The organism is Paenibacillus thalictri, from assembly GCF_004307995.1.
In the GTDB taxonomy this organism is placed as follows: domain Bacteria; phylum Bacillota; class Bacilli; order Paenibacillales; family NBRC-103111; genus Paenibacillus_AF; species Paenibacillus_AF thalictri.
This window is the reverse complement of record NZ_SIRE01000027.1, coordinates 53,980-75,722: the sequence shown is the minus strand read 5'-3', so window position 1 is coordinate 75,722 and position 21,743 is coordinate 53,980. Positions and strand designations below refer to the sequence as shown.

Below are 21,743 nucleotides of genomic sequence, written 5' to 3'. Positions count from 1 at the left end.
ATGGGACAGCCAGCTGCGCTTGCATCGTCCGGAATGGGCAAAGTCCGGACCGGCAGGCTCATCCGAAACGTAAAACGGTATAAGTATCATTATTTGCTTTTGTTCCCCGGCCTTGTTTATTTTCTAGTGTTTAAGTATGTGCCGATGGCCGGGATATTGATCGCTTTTAAAGACTATAAATTGTCTGTCGGCATTATGGACAGCGCTTGGGCGGGACTGAAATGGTTCCGTATGTTGTTTCAGACGGACGATTTCTGGACCGCTTTTCAAAATACGATCATCATCAGCTTCTATAAGCTGATATTTGGTTTTCCGGCCCCAATCGTGCTGGCCTTGCTGCTCAACGAGGTGCTGAACGGCACGTTCAAACGGATTATTCAAACGATCGTTTATTTTCCGCATTTTCTTTCGTGGGTAGTGCTGGGCGGGATGATGTTTACGCTGCTGTCGCCGAGCAACGGCATATTGGCGCTGCTTGGCTTTGAGAAGTCGCCGGTGATGCAACCCGAGCATTTTCGCTCGCTGCTTGTATGGTCGAACATTTGGAAGGAAGCGGGCTGGGGCACGGTCATTTTTTTGGCGGCGATCGCCGGGATTAACCCCGAGCTCTACGAGGCCGCCCGGATGGACGGGGCCAACCGGCTGCAGATGGTCAAATATGTGACGCTGCCGGCTATCGCTTCCACGATTGTTATCCTGCTTATTTTGCGTACCGGACATATTTTGTCGGCGGGTTTCGATCAGGTGTTTATTTTGTACAATCCGCTGGTTTACAATGTAGCTGACATCTTGGATACATACGTGTACCGCGTCGGACTGACGATGGGGAGATATCCGCTTGCCGCCGCTGCCGGGTTGTTTCAGTCGGTTGTAGGATTGATGATGCTGCTGTTCTCTAATTGGGCGGCCAGGCGGCTCGGCGGCAGCGGATTATGGTAAAGTGAAATAACGGAGGAAAGTGCGCCGCCGGGAGGCGGGCTTAAGCGGCAGAAGTCCGGAGTTATGCCGCCTCCGGGTTTGGGCGACGTGCCGAGAACAGGGAGGAATCGCAATGAGCGAAGCAACAGAAAATCGTAACGATGGGAAAGACCAGCCGAATGTGATTGTGTTTTTTACCGACCAGCAGCGCTGGGATACGACCGGCGCGCACGGCAATCCGCTGCAGCTGACGCCGAATTTCGACCGGATTGCCAGAGAAGGGACACATCTGTTTCACTCGTTTACGTGTCAGCCGGTCTGCGGGCCTGCCCGCTCCTGTTTGCAAACCGGGCGGTATGCTACCGCCAGCGGCTGCTATCGCAACGGCATTCCGCTGCCGGAGGACGAGCCGACGCTGGCCCATGATTTCAAGGCAGCCGGATACACCACCGGGTATATTGGCAAATGGCATTTGGCGGGGCAAGAGCCGGTCCCGGAAAACGAGCGGGGCGGATATGAATATTGGCTTGCCGCCAACCTGCTGGAGTTTTCCTCAGACGCTTACGATACCGTGCTGTATGACAACGATATGAAAGAGGTCAAGCTGCCGGGTTACCGGGTAGATGCGCAGACCGATGCGGCTATCCGATATATAGATGCGCACCGGCACGAGCCGTTTTTCCTGTTCCTGTCGTACCTGGAGCCGCATCATCAAAATCATCGGGACGATTATCCGGCGCCGGACGGTTATGCCGAGATGTATACGGGACGCTGGACACCGCCGGATTTGGCGGCGCTTGGAGGGACCGCGCCACAGCACCTGGGCGGCTATTACGGCATGGTCAAACGGCTGGATGAAGCGCTTGGGAGGCTGATGGACGCGCTGAAAAGCCTGAACATGCTGGAGGATACGATCATCTTGTTCACCTCGGATCATGGCTGCCATTTCAAGACACGCAACGGAGAATACAAGCGTTCCTGTCACGAAAGTTCGATTCGTGTCCCGACGGCGGTATGGGGTCCGGGCTTCCGGCACCGCGGGCAAATCCGCGAGATGGTCAGCTTGATCGACTTGCCGCCGACGCTGCTTGATGCGGCAGGCCTTGAAGTGCCGGAGCGCATGCAGGGACGATCCGTTATGCCACTGGTTCGCGGTGAACGAACCGAATGGCCGGAGGAAGCGTTTCTGCAAATCAGCGAAAGCCAAGTCGCCCGAGCTGTGCGCACGCCTCGCTGGAAATACAGCGTTTCCGCGCCGGAGAAAGATGGCTGGAACGATGCCGGTTCGGATGTATACACAGAGGAATTTTTATACGATTTGCAGGCGGATCCTTACGAGCTGAACAATCTTGTCGGAGTCGAGTCGTTTCACGGCGTGGCGGAAGAGTTGAAGGGACGGTTGCTTCGCCGCATGCAGCAGGCCGGTGAAGCCGTCCCGGCAATTGTCGCCGCTCCAAGCCGCCCTGGCTCGCAGCGAAGGCTGGACATCGCTGAAGTGCGCAAGAAGCTGTGAGCGCAAAATAACCTTGGCCGCTCGGCAAAGACGCGGGTCAAGGTTATTTTTGTTATCAATGCCGCTTTGTAGGTAGAGGATGAGCGCCCTCAATAGCACAAAGCAGGCACCTGTTTCCCAAAATCGCCGCAGGAGTGTGCGGCGTTATCGCGACGAAGGGGCCGCCGCTGCCGTGCGGTCGAGCAAGCGGCTCAGCACCGCGATGGCTTGCGCGCGCGTGGCCCGCTCTTGAGGCTGGAACGTCCCGTCCGGGTTACCGTTCATCAATTCCGCGGCGTCGGTAAGCCGAATGCTGCGACGGGCCCAATCGGAGGCGGCACTCTCGTCGGTATATTTTGATTCGCGGGGGCTAACCATGTCCTGCACCCGGACGCCTGTCTTGAAAGAATAGGCGCGAATCATCATCACCGCCATCTGTTCCCGTGTTATCGTCTGATTTGGAGCGAAGGTGTTCTCGCCGATTCCGTCGATCAGCTTGGCGGCGTAAGCTTTGCCGACTTCGCTGCGATACCAGGCATCGGAAGGAACATCGTTAAATCCGCTTTTTTCCGGAACATTCACATTGAGCGCCCGAACGAGCAAAGCCGCAAACTCCGCACGCGTAATGTTGGCATCCGGGGCAAACAACTGGTCGGATACTCCGCTTGCGATATGTTTGGCCTCCAGCGCTTGAATGTAAGATTCAGCCCAATGCCCTGCGGTGTCCCTAAAAGAAGCGGCATATTCCATGATGGCATAATTGGCATACCGGTCGATGGTGAACAGTATGGCGCCGTCGGAGTTGATCGTGCCGCCGATATATTCCCAAACGCCTTTGGAAGCATTGTATCCATAGGCTCCCAGCTTGCTTGCGTTTTTGTATTTCGTAGGATCCGCTTTGATGGAAATAGGAAGCGGCTTGTTCGGCTGTGGTACCTGCACTCCGTTTTTGAATAAAGTAATGTCAACGGCGGCCGGTACGGAAACCACCCCTGCGGGTCTGGCTAACAGGGCGGCTTCGCCGTTTTCCATGTCTCGGATCGTCCATTTGAATTCTTCGTCATCGGCGGAAACGGTGACCGAACCCGGCGGCAGCTCCAAAGATGTCTTGTTGGTCTGAATCACGATCGCTTTGTTTTTGTCCGCAGCGGCTTTCAACAGACTGCCGGTTAACGTCACAACCGTTTTGCCGATCGCGGAATAGCTGGTAGCGTCGATAACGGCTCTGGAAACCGACGGGTTGCCCAGCGCCGTTTTGATATCATCGGCCGAAGCTTTGACGTTCAGCACGGAACCCGAGTTTTCGTCTTTGGATTCCGTTTGGGCTGCGGGGGAGACATAATCGAGACCGGCGGAAGCCGTCTGGCTGCCTGAGGTGACGATAACTTCCGTTCCCCGGCGGATGGTAATTTTATATACCTGGGATGTGCCGTCTTCGGAGGTGACGGTGATGTTTATCAAGGTTTCTCCGTCTGTCAGCTTGTCGATGTTCCGGAACATCCCCGATCCGGTCACCGAGTTGCTGCCCGCCGAAATTTTGGAGTTGATGTTGGAAGCCGCCGCGGAGATATAGAGATAATCCACAGAGTGGTCCACGATGACCAAATATTCAAACCGGTCGCGTTCGAAGCTATGATCCAGGCGGCCGGTGTTTACCGACAATCCGCTGAGATAGCTGTCTGCGGAAGCGAGACTGCGGGTGATGACGATCGTATACGTTGAGATACTCGATTTATCGGGGGAGGTCACCACGATCTGGAACGTATTTTTGCCGACGTTTAATGCAGCAGGATACGAGTTGGTTTCCGAACCGCTAATCAGCACTCTAGCGGCCGGATTTTCCGCCGTTGCGTTGATATTGAGCTTGTCTACCGAATAGTCGACCGTTGCCGAATAAGCATATTGGGTAGGGCTGAACCCCGGAGTCAAATCCGCTCCCGAAACGCTAAGCGCAAGGGAGTTCAGCAGCGAGGTACTGTCCTGACTGCTGTAAGTGGCCGCAGAGACCGTGCCGGCAGCAAGCGGGTTGACAACGGACGACTTGTTAGGACCGTCGATGCCGCAAAAGCCCATCGTTCCGGCAAGTAAACAAAAAGCGAACAAAACGATATAAACGACGGTCTTGCTGTTCACGTCAATTCCTCCATCCAATTGAAAAAAACGTTAGCGGGCATGGCGCCCGCCGGTTTATCTGTCTCTGAGCCAGTCGGCCAAAAGCTTATCCTCGCGGAATTCGCCTTCATAATACGTTGTTTCGCCGTCCGAATTATAAAGCTTGCCATAGCCGTGGCGAAGATCGCTTTTGAATTCGCCTTCGTACGCCAACTTGCCGAAATCGTCATATTGCTTGCCATAGCCGTTTTTCATATCGTTTTTGTATTCGCCTTCGTAAATTTTGCTGCCGTAACGGTTGGTCACGATGCCTTTGCCGGAACGAACATCGTTGACGAACGGTCCTTCATATACGGTGCTGTTCTCATAATATTTGCCGGTGCCCTCTTTGACGCCTTTCTTATAGTCGCCGTCGTAGACAAGCTGGTAGTCCTTGTATTGCTTGCCTTTGCCTTCGCGCAGGCCGTTCTTGAAGTCGCCTTCGTACAGCAGCTTGCCTTCCGTTTTCTCCAGCAGCGGCAGCGACGGTCTCGTTTCGCTGTCCAAATCGTAAAGCAGCACAATATGTCCGAAGCCCTCCGCTTTGCCTCCCGAGAAAGGTCCGTAGTATTTATAAATATTTCCGTTTTTCACCAGCTTGCCAGCCGTGTATTGGCCTTCGAACATGTACACTCCGGCACGTCCTGCGAAATCGGGCCCGGTGAATTCACTGTCATATTTGTAGATTCGTCCGGTTCCGCTTTCCTTGCCTTCATACCAGCCGCCTTCGTAATACACAACACCTCCGGTGTAAAGAATGCCTTGCCCTTGGCGGACGCCTTTCACCATTTCACCCTCATAGACCGGATTACCGCTGTTATCGTAAAGGATCCCACGTCCCGTCATTTCGCCGTAGACAAAATCACCTTCGTAATAGATCTGGTTATTTCTAATAACCCCCTTTTCGGTAGCCGATCTGGAAGTCGACCTCAACAGCTCGCCCAAACCGTGGGGCAGGCCGTCGCCGGATTGCGGTCCGCGGTAAACGAATTTATCCTCGGAGCTCAGCAGCCTGTCGCCGACGTAGCGGACTTTTTGGATTTCGATAGCGGGTTCGCTGACCGTATTGAGCACTTTTTCACCCGAGGTAGTCAAGAAATTGCCAGCGTAATGCATGTAGGTCGTGCCGGAACCCTCTTTTTTATCGTTTTTCCAGCCGCCTTCATATTCGATTTTGCCGTCCTTATCGAACGATTTGCCTTGCCCGTCTTTCAGGCCGTTTTTCCAATTGCCCTCGTAAGACTTGTTGCCGTTTTCGTTAAAGCTGACACCGTAGCCGGTTCGCTGGTTGCGGACAAAGCCGCCCTCAAACGCCGATTTGCCGTCGCTTGTGTACAGTCTGCCGAAGCCGTCCATCGTCCCGTCTTTCCAGTCGCCGGAATAGGCGATCTTGCCTCTGATGGAGTAAGTGCCGCTGCCTTGCGGTTTGCCGCCGGCAAATTGTCCGGTATATGTATCTCCGTTCGAATAAGTTAAAGTGCCGCTGCCGCTGGGCATATTGTTTTGAAATGTCCCGTCGTATAAAAGCCGCCCGTTCTCATAAATTTGTCCGACTCCGTCAAGCTGGTTATCTGTAAACAGTCCTTCATACCACAGCTGTCCGTCCAAGAACAGTTTGCCGGCACCTTGCTTTAGAGCAAATCGCGTGTCGCCCTCGTAGGTGAGCCGGTCGGCTTCATTTTGCAGCACGTTTATAATATAGGTCGCCAAATCGGGTTTGACGTAAACGGTTTGCGACAATGGATTCCACACGGTACGCCCGCCGATTAAGGTAATGAGCGGCTGCAGCGGGATCCATAAGGAGTCTTCTTTGGAAAGGGTGACATACCCGATATCTGTGACGATGCCGTTGACAAGCACGATAGCGCTGCCCGGTCTGAATTCCAGCTTCAACTCTTTATTGGTTGCGGTAACCGAACCGGCTGACGCCTCCCAGGCAACCTCGAAACCCAGCTTTTCCAGAAAAGACCGCATCGGCACATATAACGTTTCTCCTTGCATGAAAGGCGTCTGTTCGAAGAAGATGACTTCACCGTTAAAAACGACCTGGGGGGAGGTAGATTGTGCAGCGGAAGCGACGGAGGGCAGGGCTGAGGATAACGATAAAGCCGCTATTATAGCGATGGCCCATTTGAAAGTCAATAGTGCTCTCTCCCTAATTTCATTTCTTCCATTATAGCAGTTTTCGTATTTTCGCGGAATATGAGAGAATAATAGATACCGGGCCATCACATGAGATAGGGGCTTGTTTTGGAAGCAGGGACCATGGGTATTTGATTTTCCGATCCTTGTTAAGTTAAGCCTTGATAAAGGAATATTTCGAGCTGCAAACCCCTGATGCAGTGGCCCCGAACATAGGAAAAGATATAAAAAGTGCACAAACCGGCGGGTGGAGGGATAAATGTGAGTCATAAATACGGCAATATGGATATCGAATGGGTCAACAAATCGTTTGCAGATTTGCGGAAATGGCGTAAAGAACGCAAGGCCAAAAAGAAAGATTTATCGTATGTCGTCCCGTCCGCGAAAACCAAGCAAATCGGCTGGCTGCGCCAGAACCGGTCGGAAATGTCCATTACATGGATCGGTCATTCGACGTTCCTGCTTCAGATCGGCGGTTTGAACGTGTTAACCGATCCGGTATGGGCGGAGAGCATGGGGTTTCAAAAAAGACTTTCCGCTCCGGGGCTTACGTTGGCCGAGCTGCCGCCGATCGATGTGGTGCTGTTATCGCACAGCCATTATGACCATATGCATATGAAAACTTTATCATCGCTGCGGCGGCAGCCTTCCGGCGAGCCGATGCTGCTAGTGCCGGCCGGACTCTCCGAGTCATTGCGAAAAAAAGGCTTCCGCCGCGTCGAAGAGCTGCAATGGTGGGGGACAACCCGCGCCGGCGGAGTTGAGTTTCATTTTGTGCCGGCCCAGCATTGGACAAGAAGAACGTTGTGGGATACCAACAACTCGCATTGGGGCGGCTGGGTGCTGGAGAAGTCCGGCGACGACGGAGCGTCGGGAGTGGGAGCAGAATCGGGTAACAACCTTAAGGAAGCGGAACTGCGGAGCGGGAGCAGCTTATCGGTAGAAGGAACTGGGCGAGTGGATGACGGCGGCTGGAAGTCAGCCGAACCGGATTACGCGAAACGGAATGGGCAGACAGCGGAGGAAGCGGGGGAGGCAGGCGGCCGCAGCCAGGGAGCAAAACCAGCAGGGCTTACGCAAGCCGGCGAGAGCAGGAAAGGGGAAGACAGCGCAGGCAAGCAAACGATCTATTTCGCCGGGGACAGCGGATATTTCCGCGGATTTGGGCTGATCGGCGAACGGTTCAAGCCGGATTATACCCTGATGCCGATCGGCGCTTACGAGCCGGAGTGGTTTATGGCGCTGCAGCACGTCACCCCGGAGGAAGCGGTGCAGGCTTTCCTTGATGCGAACGGAGAGGTCATGATTCCGATGCATTACGGCGCGTTCCGGCTGGCTGACGATACGCCGAAGGAAGCGCTGGACCGGCTGTATGCCGAATGGCAGCGAAGGGGACTGCCGGCGGAGCGCCTGCTTGTACCGGCGTTGGGAGAAACGCTGCGCTTTTGAGGAGAGAGGACGGTTGAGCGACCGACCGTCACGGGGTGCCGCCACCGGTGTAGCCACCGACCGTCGCGCCGTGCCGTCACCGATGGTGTGGCCGACCGCCACGCGGTGCCGCCCCCGGTGGTTCGTGCGCGTGGAGCAATGATGTTCTTAGGTCTGCGCCCGAGCCAGGCTCCAAGAATAGTCGGCGCCAACGTATACTAGTAGCACGATCCGTAATTTCAGTTAATATGGCTAATGGACAGGGCTTACAGTCAGTACTGTGCCTTTGCGATTTCATCAGGACAATATGAGATGGCCGCCGAATGGCAGTTCTGAAGACCATTAACCTACGAACCGTCACGGCCCAATTCTGACGGACAGGAGTGCGCTTATTTGGCAAAAAAGTCGAGTTTTGCTTTTTTAACGGACAGAGACGCACTTATTCGCTCAAAAACTCAGGGAAACCATAGGTGATAGGCAAAATAAGGACCCCTGTGTCCGTTACGCTTGGCAAACCTCTGATTTTGTTTAAATTGCGGCGCTCATGTCCGTAAGAGGGGCAGGCTGATCGTATACTGGGATATGCGCAATGAATTAACAATCATGTCCGTAAGAGGGAGCAGCCCGATCGCATATTGAGATATGCGCAACGAAATAACAATCATGTCCGTAAGAGAGGCGGGGAGGCTGACCTCATATTGGCATGTGCGCAATGAATGATCAGGTCATGTCCGTTTAGAGGGGGCAGTGGGCTATGCGTAATGAATTAAAAGTCCCCGAGCGAGGTTCGTTAAAGCGAATCAGGTGTAACCGCCCATCAACTACCTGAATGGTAATGTTAAATCAGGATCGATCTGCTATAAAGCGGCGGTGGATTGAGAACCTTGCCATGCCAAGAAAGGTGACCAAATGAAAAAAAATGGCGCTTCCGGGTGGATGCCCCTGGAAACGCCGTTAACATGCGTTATTTCGAACGATCGCGGCGTGTCATCTGCTGCCAGACGGAACCTTCCGCTTCATGGCCGCCTTCGATGCGCTCCACCGCCATCTTGATCTGCATGCTGATCTCGAACTCCGGATCGTTCTCGGCGGCGCGCAATGCGGGAAGCGCCGTGTCGTCGCCGACCTCGAACAGGAAGCGGGCCGCCCGCCAGCGCACGATTTTGCTCGGGTCGGAGAGGGCGCGCACCATCGCCGGGATGGCGGCGGGATCGCCGATGTCCGACAGCGTGTCGCCGACCGTGCGCCGCACCGCCGCGGCATCGTCCTCGAGCGCGCGGCAGAGCAGCGTCACCGCCTCGGGGGACTTGAGGTCCCCGAGGTATACCGCTGCGAGCCGCCGCACCGAGGCGTTCGCGTCGCCGAGCGCGCGCTCCAGCAGCGGCAGCTTATCGGCCGCGGGCCGCATCTGCCGCAGCGCGGCATAGCGCTGCTTCCAGTCGGCGCTCGCGAAGCGCTCCGCGACCTCGGCCGCGGACAGCTCCCGCCGCTCCGGCGGCGCGGCGACGGCTTCTTGCGTCGGCGCGGCCATCGCCAGCCGCACCAGCTCTTCCAGCCGCGGCGGGTCGTACGCGGCGTCGATCTCCTGCACGACGGCGTCCAGCACGTCGCGCAGTTCTCCATAGCGGACGCCGAGCTCCTCGAGCTGGCGCTCCTTGATCAGGTTCGGCGCAGCGGTGCCGGCTTGCACGGCCGCTTGCGAGAACCGCTCCGGCAGCGCCGCCCGCTGCTGCTCGGTGCCAAGGCTGACGCGCACCTGCAGCGGAATGCCGCGGAACGTCTGCAGCAGCACGGTCACCTCGCCGAATCCGGCGGCATCGGCTTCGGTACCGGCATCTCCCGCGGCGGCCGGACCGCCTGCGGCATTGTCTCCGCCCAGCGCTTCCCTGACGCCGGCGAGGATGGCCTGCCAGTCCGCTTTAGCCGTACGGTCCACGGCGATAAAATCGGCGGCGCGGTAGACGCTGGCCACGCCGGAAATACCGAGCAGCTTGCGAATATACGCCGGCGCTTTCGCGGAGGTGTCGGCCGTATAGGTAACCCGCACACCGTCCGGAATTTTTTCGTCAACGTTAATTTTCATCGTGTTTGGACTTGGCGTCGGTTCAATAGAGTGAATCCGCATCGTATACCCTCCTGTAAAGTATGACTTGATCGGCCGGCTTCAAGCTCGCGGGACAAAGGTGTATAACGGCAAAGGCAATGTCTGCCTGTGAGGCACTGCCCAAGCGATGAAGCTTTGCTGGGACAGCCAAACCGCAGAAACGAAAAGACTGCCGGCAGCACCCGTGCGGGTCCCGGCAGTCTTGTTCGCTTTAGTCCAGATCGAGCAGGTTGCGGTTTAAATAACCGTCCAAAATTTTGGTCAAATCAAACATCGTATGCGCCGAATCAATATTTTCGAAGGCATGCTCACATTCCGAGCGGTAAGCCATCTCTTCATCATAATGGGACATATATCGCTCGATCATCAAAGCCGAATCCCCGCGATCCCTTTGACGGGCCAATATCGTTTCGCGGTCGGCGTATATGGAGATGCGCACGACATTTTTTCCATAGAGCTGTTTCAGCATTTCCGCGCCGTACCTGTTAAGCACCACGTAAATGGCATTGCCGGCTTGGATCATCTCGGCCAAGTCGGAATCCTTGATCCCGTACATAAAACCGTCGATCTCAATGACTTCCATAAACTCTTGGCGGCGGTCCGCTTCAATAAAAGCTTCTCCGGAAATAAAGTGATAATCCTCCCCGTCGACTTCACCGGGCCGCGGCGGTCTGGTCGTATAAGAGAGCACCTGCTTGATGCCAAGCGTGGTCCCCGACATTTCTGCTACCGTTCTGCGTCCGGCACCGTTGGGTCCGGTAAAAACGAAAATCATTTCTTGGTCCTTCAGTTCGTACATCGAATCCCTCCTATTCATATAATGGCAATAGATTGTAGTTCGAATACTTCATGAGAAAGAACTAACACGGATGGCGAGATGAACTTGAACTTATAAGGTGCGAGACATCTGCCTAAGAGGGAAGGTGCGAGAAACACAGGAGTACCTGACGGTCGGCCCGAAGAAGGGGAGAACGGCAGGCCTACTATTATATTTTACATGTTTTGCCTTGACAGGTAAAGTGAAGCTTTAACATTGCTTCCAAGTTCTCCTATCTCCCTCGGCGTTTCCCGCGTCCAGCCGTACCCGAATGGTTCCTACCCGGACCGCTGCGTCCCGGGTTCCCGGCATCGTCGGAACTCCGTCCGCCACGTGCGGTATTTCCAGGCGCGCCCGTATTCCGTCCACCTCGTCCTGCACTTTTGGCCTCATCAAAGCTCCGCCCGGCGCGTCCGCTGATGCCGGATTCGCCGGTATTCCGTCCACCGCGTCCCGCGCTTTTGGCCTCATCAAAGCTCCGCCCTGCGCGTCCGCTGATGCTGGATTCGCCGGTATTCCGTCCACCGCGTCCTGCACTTTTGGCCTCATCAAAGCTCCGCCCGGCACGTCCGCTGATGCTGGATTCGTCGGTATTCCGTCCACCGCGTCCTGCGCTTTTGGCCTCATCAAAGCTCCGCCCGGCGCGTCCACTGATGCCGGATTCGGCCGTATTCCGCCCGCCGCCGCGTCCAGTCCCCCCTGTATTGGAGGTTCTACGTCCAGAGCCGGCATTTCGGCTTGCCGTGCGTGGTCCGTCCAAAGACTCTCCGGCCCCGCCGGCCCCGGCTGTCCCATTCGATCTGAAGCCGCCGCGGCGCTCCTCAGCAGCACCGGACGTTCTGCCGCGGTTCGATTTTTCCGCGTAAGATTCGCGGGACGATCCAGACGTTGCTCGCCGTCCGCGTCCTCCGGGAGCTCTTCCGGCAGCGCGTTGCTCACCGCCGCGGCCTTGTCCGCCGGTTCTGGGTGAAGGTTTGCCTGTAGCATCCTGCCGTGTCCGGGCTGGCGCTTGCGGCTCCGCTTCACCGTTCGGCCGCACTTTGCGAAGCTTCATCTTAATGCCTTTTTCTATCAAGTCCAAATAACGCTGCTCTTGATCGGTCATCAGGGTAAATGCCGCTCCATGCTGACCCGCCCGCCCGGTACGGCCGATCCGGTGAATGTACGTTTCGGCGTCGTGAGGGATGTCGAAGCTGTAAATATGCGTGATGCCTTCTACATCGATGCCGCGGGCCGCGATGTCGGTCGCAACAAGCAGCTGAATCTTGGCTTCGCGGAATCGCTTCATCACTTGCTCACGTTTGGCTTGCGTCAAATCGCCATGCAGGTCATCCGCTTCATAACCCCGCTTAATGAGCTCGGCGGTCAGCGCCGCCGCATCGGTTTTGGTCCGGCAGAACACCATGGCCAAATAAGGATTGTGCCGGTCGATCAGCTCGCATAACGCATCGGTTTTCTTATTCGCCGGCGTACGCACAACGGTTTGTTCGATTTCCTCCAGCGTAATGCGTTTGCCGGGAAGTGACACCTGCCGCGGAGCCTTCATAAAACGCTTGGCCAAATTTTTTACGCCGGCGGGCATCGTTGCAGAGAAGAGCAAGGTCTGCCTGCGGCTCGTGCTTTGCGTAATAATGTTTTCCACATCGGACAGGAAACCCATATTCAGCATCTGATCCGCTTCGTCCAACACGAGAAACGCCAGCTTGCCGAAATGAATGGCGCCTCTTTTCAAATGGTCGGCAAGCCGTCCCGGTGTGCCCACGACAATATGTACAGCTCCGTCCAATTTGCGGATCTGCCGTTCCACATCCTGACCGCCGTAAGCGGCAAGCACCCTGGCACCGGAGAGCGGAGCCAGCTTTTTCAGTTCATTGGTGATTTGGATGGCGAGTTCCCGTGTCGGCGTCATAATCAAGGCCTGCACTTCGTCTTTGGCGGTGTCGATCTTCTCCAGGATCGGCAGTACGAACGCCAGCGTTTTGCCCGTACCGGTTTGCGCTTCGGCGATGACATCATGACCGCTCATCACAAGCGGTATCGTTTCCTGTTGAACCGGCGTCGGTTCCGTGATGCCCGAAGTCTTCAGAGCGTCTGAAAAAACGGCTCCAATTCCAAGTGATAAAAAGTTTTGCTTCATATTATATACTCCTATTTTCAAACTATTCGTATGAGGGGATGAAACCCATTGTACAGCAACCTGCAGCAAAAGAACAGGCAGATCGCAATTGCTGCGTCTGCCCATCTATTATAGAAGCGTTTTTTGCAGATGTCCGTTACGGCTTCGGTTCAGTCCCGAATATTTTCGTGACCGAGGCGTTAAAGTCGGGGAGGTACGCTTGAAGAGAGTTGCCCTTCCAGGCCTCCTGCGCATACATGTTCAGCTGATTCAGAAAGTCGCGGTTAGCGGAAATGTATACATCATGGACGGTCGGCTGCTTGCTGCGTATCGTCTCGGCGATCGTTTGTTTAAACGGGTGGGACAAATATTCATGGTGCTTAACCGTTTCGTAGCTGTTGGCGCCAAGATTCAGCTGATTGGGATCGTAATTATCATCCATTGGATTGTTGGCATTGTACAGACCGCGTACCAATCCGGCATTGTTGGTTTCACCGGAGTAGCCGCCGCTGCGGCCTTTCGGCGTGGAGCCATGCGTACCGCTGGCGGTGTCGTCAATCATAAGCGCAACAAAAGCATTGTTATCGGCAAGCATAACGATGCTGCTGTTGACTCCGTTGATGTTCTGCACCTGATCGGATAAATATTGACTCATTTCGAGCTTGCTGTAGTTATGGGAGACGGACGTCGCCTGCTGCTGAGTTTGATAAGCCCGGCTCGTGAGCTGCGGATCGGCGGTTTTCTTGCTTCCGAAATTGTCTTCGCTCAAGCCGTCTTTCACCGTGCCGCAGCCGATCAAGGCGACCAGTGCGCCGAGGCAAACGAGCTGCGCCGTATGACGTATGAAACGCATATGAATTCCCCCTTCTTAAGTAACAAGTCTGTTCATAGGATTCTTCATTTTGAGACGATTATTCATGTGAAAGCAGGACAGTCTAATTTGCATAAAAGGGCTTATTTATGGAAATAACCAAGATAGGCAATATGCTGAAACGGTGACCTAAATCACAGGATTTTCAGGGTTTGAGAACAATTTGTGAACTTCCCCAGATTCATTGACAAAAAGATATTGCGAATTTATAGTTAATATGGTGATTAGGTTCATTGACAAGATATGACCTTTTGTTCGAAAAATATGGGTTTGTAAGGTGGGGTTATGAGAATGAGTCGATGGCAAAAAATATGGCGTTTCATCCCGCTGTTTTCGGTGATGATGTTCCTTTTGACTGGGTGCGGACAAGACACGTTATCCGCCTTGAAGCCAAGAGGTCCGGTCGCACGGGATCAGCTGTTTTTGATGAAATTGTCATTAGGCATCATGATGGTGGTCGTGCTGATCGTTATCGTACTGTACATATACGTACTGATGCGCTTTCGGAAGAAGAAAGGCGACAACACGATTCCGAAGCAAGTGGAAGGCAACCACGTATTGGAGATTGTCTGGACAGTCATTCCGATTATCCTGCTGGTTGTTCTTGCGGTACCAACCGTAGCTTATACGTTCAAGCTTTCTGAAAACCACATCGGAGACAAAGATGCCGTACATGTCAAAGTAACGGCTCACGCTTTCTGGTGGCAGTTTGAGTATCCGGAGCTTGGCATCGCTACAGCGCAGGATCTGGTTATTCCGAAAGGCAAGAAAGTGGCGTTTGAGCTTACTTCTGCCGACGTGCTTCACTCTTTCTGGGTACCGTCTCTGGGCGGCAAGATTGATACGAACCCGGGAAGCAACACGAACGTGCTGTATCTCCAAGCCGACGAAGTCGACACGTTCAAAGGGAAGTGTGCGGAGCTTTGCGGTGCGTCCCACGCCCTAATGGACTTTAAAGTGAAATCTTTGGAACAAGCCGATTTCGACAAATGGGTCAACAAAATGAAGACGCCTGCTGTCGTTCCGGCCGATGCCAAAGCTGGCGAGCAGCTGTTTAAAGACAACTGCATGTCCTGCCACGCGGTAAGTCCACAAGGACTTGGCATGGGACCTAACTTGAACGGATTTGCGTCTCGCGAGATGGTAGCCGGCATTTTGGCCCATACCGATGAGAACATTGTGAAATGGATTAAAGATCCGCAAGCGGAAAAACCGGGCAACAAAATGCCTGCATTTGGTGCCACCCTTAAGGATGACCAAATCAACAGCATCGTGAAATATCTGGATTCCCTTAAGTAACAAACATCTTGACCAAAGGAGGTACATACGTTGTCACACTCACACACTGTAAAACGTTACAGCGGGTTGATGGATTGGCTTACTACCGTTGACCATAAGAAGATAGCCATCCTGTATTTATTGGCTGGCGGACTTTTCTTCATCTTCGGCGGTCTGGAAGCGATTCTGATCCGGGTTCAGCTGATGTATCCAGATCAGCACATTTTTGTCGGCGACACGTTTAATCAGTTGACGACAATGCACGGAACAACAATGATTTTCTTGGCGGCGATGCCGGCTATCTTCGCCTTCATGAACGCCGTTATCCCACTGCAAATCGGCGCGCGCGACGTTGCGTTTCCTTTTGTAAACGCGCTTGGTTTCTGGTTGTTTTTCTTCGGCGGTGTACTGCTGAACACAGGATGGTTTCTTGGCGGCGCTCCTGCTGCCGGTTGGACGGCGTATTCTCCGCTCGCATCCTTGCAGGATCCTAACAGCGCATACCACGGCGTCGATTTCTATGTGCTCGGTCTGCAGATTGCGGGTGCGGGAACATTGATCGGCGGCATTAACTTCCTGGTAACGATTATTAACATGCGTGCACCTGGCATGACTTTCATGAGAATGCCGATGTTCACATGGGCTTCCTTTATCACTTCGGCTCTCATCTTGTTCGCTTTCCCGGTTATCACAGTAGGTCTTGTCGAATTGATGTTTGACCGGATCTTCGGCGGCGCCTTCTTCGATGTGGGACGCGGCGGTAACCCGATGTTATGGCAGCATTTATTCTGGATCTTCGGGCACCCCGAAGTCTATATCTTGATCCTTCCGGCTTTCGGTATCATTTCCGATGTCGTCAGCACGTTCTCCAATAAGCGTTTGTTCGGATACAGCTCGATGGTATTCGCAACCGCACTGATCGGTTTCCTTGGTTTCATGGTTTGGGTTCACCATATGTTTACGGACGGGATCGGTCCTGTGGCCAATGCGATCTTCGGTATCGCAACGATGGCGATTGCAGTTCCGACCGGTGTCAAAATCTTTAACTGGCTGTTTACGCTGTGGGGCGGTTCGATCCGCTTTACAACGGCTAACCTGTGGGCGACAGCTTTCATCCCGACATTTGTTATGGGTGGCGTCACTGGGGTTATGCTTGCGGTACCTGCGGCAGACTTCCAATATCACGATTCGTATTTCGTCGTAGCGCATTTCCACTACGTTATCGTCGGTGGCTTGGTGCTTGCCTTGTTCGCGGGTTGCTACTACTGGTGGCCAAAAATGTTTGGTCGCATGTTGAGCGAAACGCTTGGTAAATGGCACTTCTGGACGTTCTTTATCGGCTTCCATCTGACATTCTTCCCGCAGCATTTCCTCGGACTGATGGGGATGCCTAGACGGGTGTTCACCTACTTGCCGAATCAGGATCTTGACGTGGGGAACTTAATCAGTTCCATCGGCGCTTTCGGCATGGGTATCGGTTTTATCATCTTCTTGATCAATATCGCAGCTTCCTGGGCGAAACCTGCTAACGCAGTTGCCGACCCTTGGGACGGACGGACGCTGGAGTGGACGATTCCTTCTCCTCCGCCGGAATACAACTTTAAACAAACTCCGCTTGTTCGCGGTTTAGACGCTTTCTTTAAAGAGAAAGTAGCCGGCAACAAAGAGATGACTCCGGCCGAGCCAATTGGTTCGATTCATATGCCATCTCCATCGATCTTGCCGTTTGTGTTGTCTCTTGGATTTTTTATTGCGGGTTACGGATTTATGTACCATCACTATGTTGTTTCCGGCATCGGCGGCGTGCTCATGCTGGGCTCCATGTTCTTGAGATCCGTATATGACGATCATGGCTTCCATATCGAACCCGAAGAGCTAGAAGACAAGGGGGTTAAGTCCTAATGGCTCAAGCACATCACGGTGGAGCGCTTCCGCATCATCCGGAAACCGCCACGCTGGAAGGCAAAAATAAAGTCACTGGTTTTTGGCTCTTCCTTGGCGGCGAATGCGTATTGTTCGGATGTTTGTTCGCTTCTTTTATCGCTCTTCGCAATCAGGTTCCGGAAGGACCGACCGGAGCGGAACTGTTTAACCTTACTACAGTGGGCTGGTCGACATTTATCTTGCTTACCAGCTCCCTGACCAGCGTATTCGGCACAATGGCTTTGCATCGCGGCAACTTGAAAATGCTCAACTTCTGGATGCTCATTACCGTATTGTTTGGTCTTGCTTTCCTTGGCCTTGAAATTTTCGAGTTTAACGAATACGTGCATGAAGGCCACAAATTTACAAGCAGCGCGTTTGGTACTTCCTTCTACACATTGGTCGGTTTCCACGGCGCTCACGTATTGTTTGGTGTATTGTGGATCTCGCTTCTTATTCTTCAAGGGATGAAGAAGGGCTTAACGGTCGTAACGGCTCCTAAATATTATGTAGCCGGCTTGTATTGGCACTTTGTCGACGTAGTTTGGATTTTCATCTTTACAGTAGTGTATCTTATGGGGAAGGTGGGTCACTAAGATGGTAAGTGAACACCATTCGGACACAAACGCGGCTGGACAACACCCACGTGAAGAAGGCCCGCGCAATCACTACCTGGCGTATATTATTTCCATTCTGCTGACAATGCTCGCTTTTGCCGTTGTTTTGTACGGAGAATTGGACAGATCGTTTATTCTGATGTTTCTAGTAGGTCTTGCCTTGATTCAGGCCGTGTTTCAATTGACTTATTGGATGCATATGAAAGACAAGGGACACCTGTTCCCGATTATCGGCATCATGTTTGGCTTCATTATCGCATTAACCGCGGTAGCGATGGCTGTATGGTGGCTGTGGTGGTAATTTGAGGCCCCAAGCCTCTTATATCATTGAAAATTTCAACTAGCTGGAGGCTTTTCCATTCGAAAAGCCTCTTCTTTTTAGGCGAATTTGCAATAATTTTCACAAAGTATACGAATCTTTATCTTGAAATACTTCGTTAAGTAGATTTTTTGAACAACCTACAAAGAAAGGGGTTTGTATCTATGTTGCATTTGGCTCAATCGGAGCATATGGGGCACATGTCCGGCGCATCGGGCCCGTCGTGGGCGGAATTGTGGAGCCCGGGACTAGCGCTGCTGCTGATCGTGATCGCTGTGTTATATATGGCGTTAATAGGTGATTGGAGAGACCGCTTTGAGGGTTCAGAGCCCGTGAAATGGATGCAAAAGTTCTATTTTATTTGCGGCTTGGCCTTGATTTATTCCGCTAACGGAAGTCCGATCAGCTATTATGGCCATCACTATATGTTCAGCATGCATATGCTTCAACAGTCCATATTGTACTTGATCGCCCCGATCTTGGTTATACTTGGGCTTCCCGCATGGCTGCTGCGGCCGTTGTTTAAGCAGCGCTGGGCGCATCTTCTAATGAAGTTATGGACTTCGCCGCTGATGGGGATTCTGGTATTTAATATGGTCTTTTCGTTTTATCATATTCCGATGATTATGAATGCGCTGATGGCTCACGAAAGTTGGCTGATCGCATATAACGCATTGTTTTTAATATCGGCATTTCAGCTGTGGTTCCCGATATTTGGGCCGATGCCCGAATACAACCGTATGTCCGGATTAAAGAAAATGGGTTACATTTTCATTAACGGCATACTGCTGACTCCCGCATGTGCTCTCATTATTTTCGCAAGCGATGTAATGTACGATATGTACAAGGATGTTCCCCCTGAAATGATGTGGATGATGACGCCGATTCAGGATCAACAGCTTGGTGGCGTTATTATGAAAATTGTACAGGAATTCGTTTATGCGATTGCTCTGGCGTACAGCTTTTTCCGTTGGTACCGGCTGGAGCGAAAACAGGACAACGAAGATCTCGATGCCGTACCGCAGTCTGATAGCCGGAATGCCGCTTTGTCCGGGCCAGGAAATCTAAATCAAGCATAACAAGCTGTTGTTTATGTCCCGTAGCAGTTGTTGCGATTAAAGGTTAACAACTGCTAATTGAGGGAATTTACAGGACAGGTGGTGTTTTATATGCATTTGCTGCCAACGATTTGTACGTTGTTAATCGTCATCAGCGCAACGTTTGTTGGTTTTGGCTGGTATCATATCTTGAAAGGAAACCGGGCGACCCATCGAAAATTAATGCTTTGGGGCGCAGCGTCGGCACTTCTGTTTTTCCTGTTGTATGTAGGCAGAACGATATTTGTCGGCAATACCTCCTTTGGCGGGCCGGAAAACATCAAGACCGCGTACCTTATCTTTTTGTTGTGCCATATTATGCTTGCTACCACTGCCGGTGTATTTGGCATTGTTACGCTGCTTCATGCGTTTAACGCCAGATTCGCCAAGCACAAAAAGATCGGCCGCTGGACAGCGGTGATGTGGCTGCTGACAGCTCCGACCGGGGTGGTCGTTTATGTGCTGCTGTATATCATGTACCCGGGCGGGGACACGAAACCGGTGATTGACGCCATTATGGGCTGGTAATGGACAAGCATAAATAAACAACTTATCAAAATGATTCGACAAACCATGAGCTGATACGGAGCTGATGGTTTTTTTGCATCATCGATAAAAAATGTGTTGACCCTGACGTTAATGTCAGCGTTTATAATAACATTACCAAACATCGGAGGGAGTTGTGCACGCTCTTGAAGATTGGCGAATTATCACATTTAACCGGCGTAAGCGTCCGTTCGCTGCGCTATTACGAGCAGCAGGGTTTGATTCACTCAGTACGCGAGGACAATGGTTACCGCAGCTATAATCAGCTGGTGGTGGAGCAGGTACGAACGATCCGGTTTTATTTGGATCTTGGTCTGACTACGGAACAAATAGCAGGATTTCTGCAGTGTGTGTTGATGAACAAGGAGGCATTTTGCCGGGAGGTGCTTCCCGTGTATCATCAGAAATTAAGCGAATTGGACCAACAGATTGGATTGTTAACGAGGATCAAAGCCAATTTGGAAGAGCGCATTCGTTCCATTCATTTGGAGAATCCGCTAATACGGGAGGATGAGCAAAATGACGGTGCAATATGTAAACGATGCTGATTTGGAAACAGGTATTCGCGAATCCGAAGTCACGATGGTTGATTTTACAGCAAATTGGTGCCCGCCTTGCAAGGCGCTGCTGCCGATATTGGAGGAGTTGGACGGCGAATATGGCGAGCGGTTGTCGGTGATGAAAGTGAATGTGGACGAATCTCCGGAATCGGCCGCGCGTTATGGAATCATGTCGATGCCAACGGTGGTTATATTCAAGGGTGGAGAAGCGGTGGAAAAGCTGGTCGGCTTACGTCCGAAGGAAGTATATACAAGCTTATTGAGCAAGTATACGGCCGTTTAATCGACGGGGAGCGGAGTGGAAGTCTGCAACGGAGGCTCTATAAGGAAGAGATGTAAAAAAAAGCCGAAGAACAAGGTTCTTCGGCTTAAGCAGGTTTAGTCGGAGTGATGATTGGTTGGCATGACTTCCGGCGATGTCAGTCTGTCGTAGAAATCAACATATCTGTCTCTTTCGTCAGAGCTGCGAAGAGCCATGGCGGCGCGTGGATGTTCGTTCAGCACGCCGGCTACCATGTAAGGAATGTTGTAGCCCCACTCCCATTTCTCACGCATAGCAACCATATGGCGTTCGATAATGTCGAGTACCGGACGTACTTCATATTTCGGATGCTTCAGATGGCTGACAATCAGCTCGGTCGGACAGTTGCCCGCCGCGCGGCCCATGCCATATACGGACGTATCAAGGAATTTCACGCCGTTTTGCGCGCCGACGATCGTGTTGGCGAAAGCAAGCTGCATGTTGTTGTGCATATGCACGCCAAGCTGCTTATCCGGGCACAAACGCTGGAACTTGGCAACCAGGTAATCAATGTCTTTATGGTACAAGCTGCCGTAGGAGTCTACGATGTAGACAACATCGACTTTGCTTTTGTTAATTTCCTCAAGCGCTTCGGCAAGCTCGTTTTCCATGACATGCGACAGCGCCATGATGTTAATGGAAGTTTCGTAGCCGTAGCCATTGAATTTCTCGACCAGATCAAGCGCTTTGTCCACATCTTTAATGTAGCAAGCAACGCGGATCAAATCGAGCATGCTTTGTTCGCGAGGCAAAATATCGTTCTCGTCAACGCGGCCGATATCAACAAGCGCGGACAGCTTCGTGTCGGTTTTCTTCGAGATGACTTCTTTCAGGAAATCTTCGTTCAGAAAGCGCCATGGACCTGCGTCAGCGCCTTTCAGCAGCTTGGCAGAGTTTTTATAACCGATTTCCATATATTCAACGCCGGCTTCGCTAAGGCCATAATATATGTCCTTAACAAACTGAACGCTAAAGTCCCAATTATTAACTAATCCCCCGTCGCGAATCGTACAATCTAAAATGTTATGATTTTCTCTAACCATAATGCTGCTGCTCCCTTCGG

General features: G+C 52.7%; 18 protein-coding genes. 11 read left to right on the top strand and 7 right to left on the bottom strand.

Annotation, left to right across the window (positions count from 1 at the left end; all coding sequences use genetic code 11):
- Both EYB31_RS31125 and EYB31_RS31120 read left to right on the top strand, forming a co-directional pair.
- Entirely contained in the window at positions 1–939 is a 939-nt protein-coding gene (locus EYB31_RS31125; protein WP_240763068.1) for an ABC transporter permease, read from the top strand.
- A 112-nt stretch (positions 940–1,051) separates the two neighbouring features.
- Entirely contained in the window at positions 1,052–2,431 is a 1,380-nt protein-coding gene (locus EYB31_RS31120; RefSeq protein WP_131017392.1) for a sulfatase family protein, read from the top strand.
- Positions 2,432–2,575: 144 nt separating this feature from the next.
- On the opposite strand, the gene EYB31_RS31115 is transcribed toward EYB31_RS31120, so the two are convergent.
- A complete protein-coding gene (locus EYB31_RS31115) occupies positions 2,576–4,543 on the bottom strand; it encodes an S-layer homology domain-containing protein (RefSeq protein ID WP_131017391.1) in 1,968 nt (655 codons plus the stop codon).
- Positions 4,544–4,597: 54 nt separating this feature from the next.
- Positions 4,598–6,703, bottom strand: coding sequence for a stalk domain-containing protein (locus EYB31_RS31110; RefSeq protein ID WP_165452705.1), 2,106 nt, complete (start codon positions 6,701–6,703; stop codon positions 4,598–4,600).
- 261 nt (positions 6,704–6,964) lie between these two features.
- Here EYB31_RS31110 and EYB31_RS41045 point away from each other — a divergent pair, with 261 nt between their 5' ends.
- Positions 6,965–8,152, top strand: coding sequence for an MBL fold metallo-hydrolase (locus tag EYB31_RS41045; RefSeq protein ID WP_240763066.1), 1,188 nt, complete (start codon positions 6,965–6,967; stop codon positions 8,150–8,152).
- 943 nt (positions 8,153–9,095) lie between these two features.
- Here EYB31_RS41045 and EYB31_RS31100 read toward each other — a convergent pair.
- The 4 genes from EYB31_RS31100 to EYB31_RS31085 all read right to left on the bottom strand — a co-directional run bounded on the left by EYB31_RS31100 (position 9,096) and on the right by EYB31_RS31085 (position 14,021).
- Positions 9,096–10,256 carry a conserved virulence factor C family protein gene (locus tag EYB31_RS31100; protein ID WP_131017389.1) on the bottom strand — a complete coding sequence of 387 codons (1,161 nt, stop codon included), beginning with the start codon at positions 10,254–10,256 and terminating at the stop codon, positions 9,096–9,098.
- 190 nt (positions 10,257–10,446) lie between these two features.
- Positions 10,447–11,034 carry a guanylate kinase gene (locus EYB31_RS31095; protein WP_131017388.1) on the bottom strand — a complete coding sequence of 196 codons (588 nt, stop codon included), beginning with the start codon at positions 11,032–11,034 and terminating at the stop codon, positions 10,447–10,449.
- A gap of 250 nt (positions 11,035–11,284) precedes the next feature.
- Positions 11,285–13,189, bottom strand: coding sequence for a DEAD/DEAH box helicase (locus EYB31_RS31090; RefSeq protein WP_131017387.1), 1,905 nt, complete (start codon positions 13,187–13,189; stop codon positions 11,285–11,287).
- Positions 13,190–13,325: 136 nt separating this feature from the next.
- Positions 13,326–14,021: a YhcN/YlaJ family sporulation lipoprotein gene (locus EYB31_RS31085; RefSeq protein ID WP_131017386.1), complete on the bottom strand. Its 696-nt coding sequence runs from the start codon at positions 14,019–14,021 to the stop codon at positions 13,326–13,328.
- A 309-nt stretch (positions 14,022–14,330) separates the two neighbouring features.
- On the opposite strand from EYB31_RS31085, the gene coxB reads away from it, so the two are divergent.
- The 8 genes from coxB to trxA all read left to right on the top strand — a co-directional run bounded on the left by coxB (position 14,331) and on the right by trxA (position 20,662).
- Complete coding sequence (coxB, locus tag EYB31_RS31080; RefSeq protein ID WP_131017385.1) at positions 14,331–15,338, top strand: cytochrome c oxidase subunit II; 1,008 nt, start codon at positions 14,331–14,333, stop codon at positions 15,336–15,338.
- A 69-nt stretch (positions 15,339–15,407) separates the two neighbouring features.
- The gene (ctaD, locus tag EYB31_RS31075) at positions 15,408–17,219 is read left to right on the top strand and encodes a cytochrome c oxidase subunit I (protein ID WP_131017434.1); all 1,812 of its coding nucleotides are present in this window, start codon (positions 15,408–15,410) and stop codon (positions 17,217–17,219) included.
- Positions 17,219–17,836: a cytochrome (ubi)quinol oxidase subunit III gene (locus EYB31_RS31070; RefSeq protein ID WP_131017384.1), complete on the top strand. Its 618-nt coding sequence runs from the start codon at positions 17,219–17,221 to the stop codon at positions 17,834–17,836. Before ctaD ends, EYB31_RS31070 begins: the two co-directional genes overlap by 1 nt.
- A 1-nt stretch (position 17,837) precedes the next feature.
- A complete protein-coding gene (locus tag EYB31_RS31065) occupies positions 17,838–18,158 on the top strand; it encodes a cytochrome C oxidase subunit IV family protein (protein WP_131017383.1) in 321 nt (106 codons plus the stop codon).
- A 182-nt stretch (positions 18,159–18,340) separates the two neighbouring features.
- Complete coding sequence (locus EYB31_RS31060) at positions 18,341–19,255, top strand: cytochrome c oxidase assembly protein (RefSeq protein ID WP_240763064.1); 915 nt, start codon at positions 18,341–18,343, stop codon at positions 19,253–19,255.
- A gap of 90 nt (positions 19,256–19,345) precedes the next feature.
- Positions 19,346–19,801: a DUF420 domain-containing protein gene (locus EYB31_RS31055; RefSeq protein ID WP_131017382.1), complete on the top strand. Its 456-nt coding sequence runs from the start codon at positions 19,346–19,348 to the stop codon at positions 19,799–19,801.
- A gap of 164 nt (positions 19,802–19,965) precedes the next feature.
- A complete protein-coding gene (locus EYB31_RS31050; RefSeq protein ID WP_131017381.1) occupies positions 19,966–20,367 on the top strand; it encodes a MerR family transcriptional regulator in 402 nt (133 codons plus the stop codon).
- A complete protein-coding gene (gene trxA, locus EYB31_RS31045) occupies positions 20,339–20,662 on the top strand; it encodes a thioredoxin (RefSeq protein WP_131017380.1) in 324 nt (107 codons plus the stop codon). The genes EYB31_RS31050 and trxA overlap by 29 nt, the downstream gene beginning before the upstream one ends.
- Before the next feature lie 95 nt (positions 20,663–20,757).
- Here trxA and EYB31_RS31040 read toward each other — a convergent pair whose 3' ends face one another.
- Positions 20,758–21,723 carry an aldolase catalytic domain-containing protein gene (locus tag EYB31_RS31040; protein ID WP_131017379.1) on the bottom strand — a complete coding sequence of 322 codons (966 nt, stop codon included), beginning with the start codon at positions 21,721–21,723 and terminating at the stop codon, positions 20,758–20,760.
- Positions 21,724–21,743: the final 20 nt, after the last annotated feature.

What these genes read in the sequence shown, in the direction of transcription:
- EYB31_RS31125 (WP_240763068.1), top strand. Translation starts at nt 1, where the DNA reads ATGGGACAGCCAGCTGCGCTTGCATCGTCCGGAATGGGCAAAGTCCGG.
- EYB31_RS31120 (WP_131017392.1), top strand. Translation starts at nt 1,052, where the DNA reads ATGAGCGAAGCAACAGAAAATCGTAACGATGGGAAAGACCAGCCGAAT.
- EYB31_RS31100 (WP_131017389.1), bottom strand. Translation starts at nt 10,256, where the DNA reads ATGCGGATTCACTCTATTGAACCGACGCCAAGTCCAAACACGATGAAA.
- EYB31_RS31095 (WP_131017388.1), bottom strand. Translation starts at nt 11,034, where the DNA reads ATGTACGAACTGAAGGACCAAGAAATGATTTTCGTTTTTACCGGACCC.
- EYB31_RS31090 (WP_131017387.1), bottom strand. Translation starts at nt 13,189, where the DNA reads ATGAAGCAAAACTTTTTATCACTTGGAATTGGAGCCGTTTTTTCAGAC.
- EYB31_RS31085 (WP_131017386.1), bottom strand. Translation starts at nt 14,021, where the DNA reads ATGCGTTTCATACGTCATACGGCGCAGCTCGTTTGCCTCGGCGCACTG.
- coxB (WP_131017385.1), top strand. Translation starts at nt 14,331, where the DNA reads ATGAGTCGATGGCAAAAAATATGGCGTTTCATCCCGCTGTTTTCGGTG.
- ctaD (WP_131017434.1), top strand. Translation starts at nt 15,408, where the DNA reads ATGGATTGGCTTACTACCGTTGACCATAAGAAGATAGCCATCCTGTAT.
- EYB31_RS31070 (WP_131017384.1), top strand. Translation starts at nt 17,219, where the DNA reads ATGGCTCAAGCACATCACGGTGGAGCGCTTCCGCATCATCCGGAAACC.
- EYB31_RS31065 (WP_131017383.1), top strand. Translation starts at nt 17,838, where the DNA reads ATGGTAAGTGAACACCATTCGGACACAAACGCGGCTGGACAACACCCA.
- EYB31_RS31060 (WP_240763064.1), top strand. Translation starts at nt 18,341, where the DNA reads ATGTTGCATTTGGCTCAATCGGAGCATATGGGGCACATGTCCGGCGCA.
- EYB31_RS31055 (WP_131017382.1), top strand. Translation starts at nt 19,346, where the DNA reads ATGCATTTGCTGCCAACGATTTGTACGTTGTTAATCGTCATCAGCGCA.
- trxA (WP_131017380.1), top strand. Translation starts at nt 20,339, where the DNA reads ATGACGGTGCAATATGTAAACGATGCTGATTTGGAAACAGGTATTCGC.
- EYB31_RS31040 (WP_131017379.1), bottom strand. Translation starts at nt 21,723, where the DNA reads ATGGTTAGAGAAAATCATAACATTTTAGATTGTACGATTCGCGACGGG.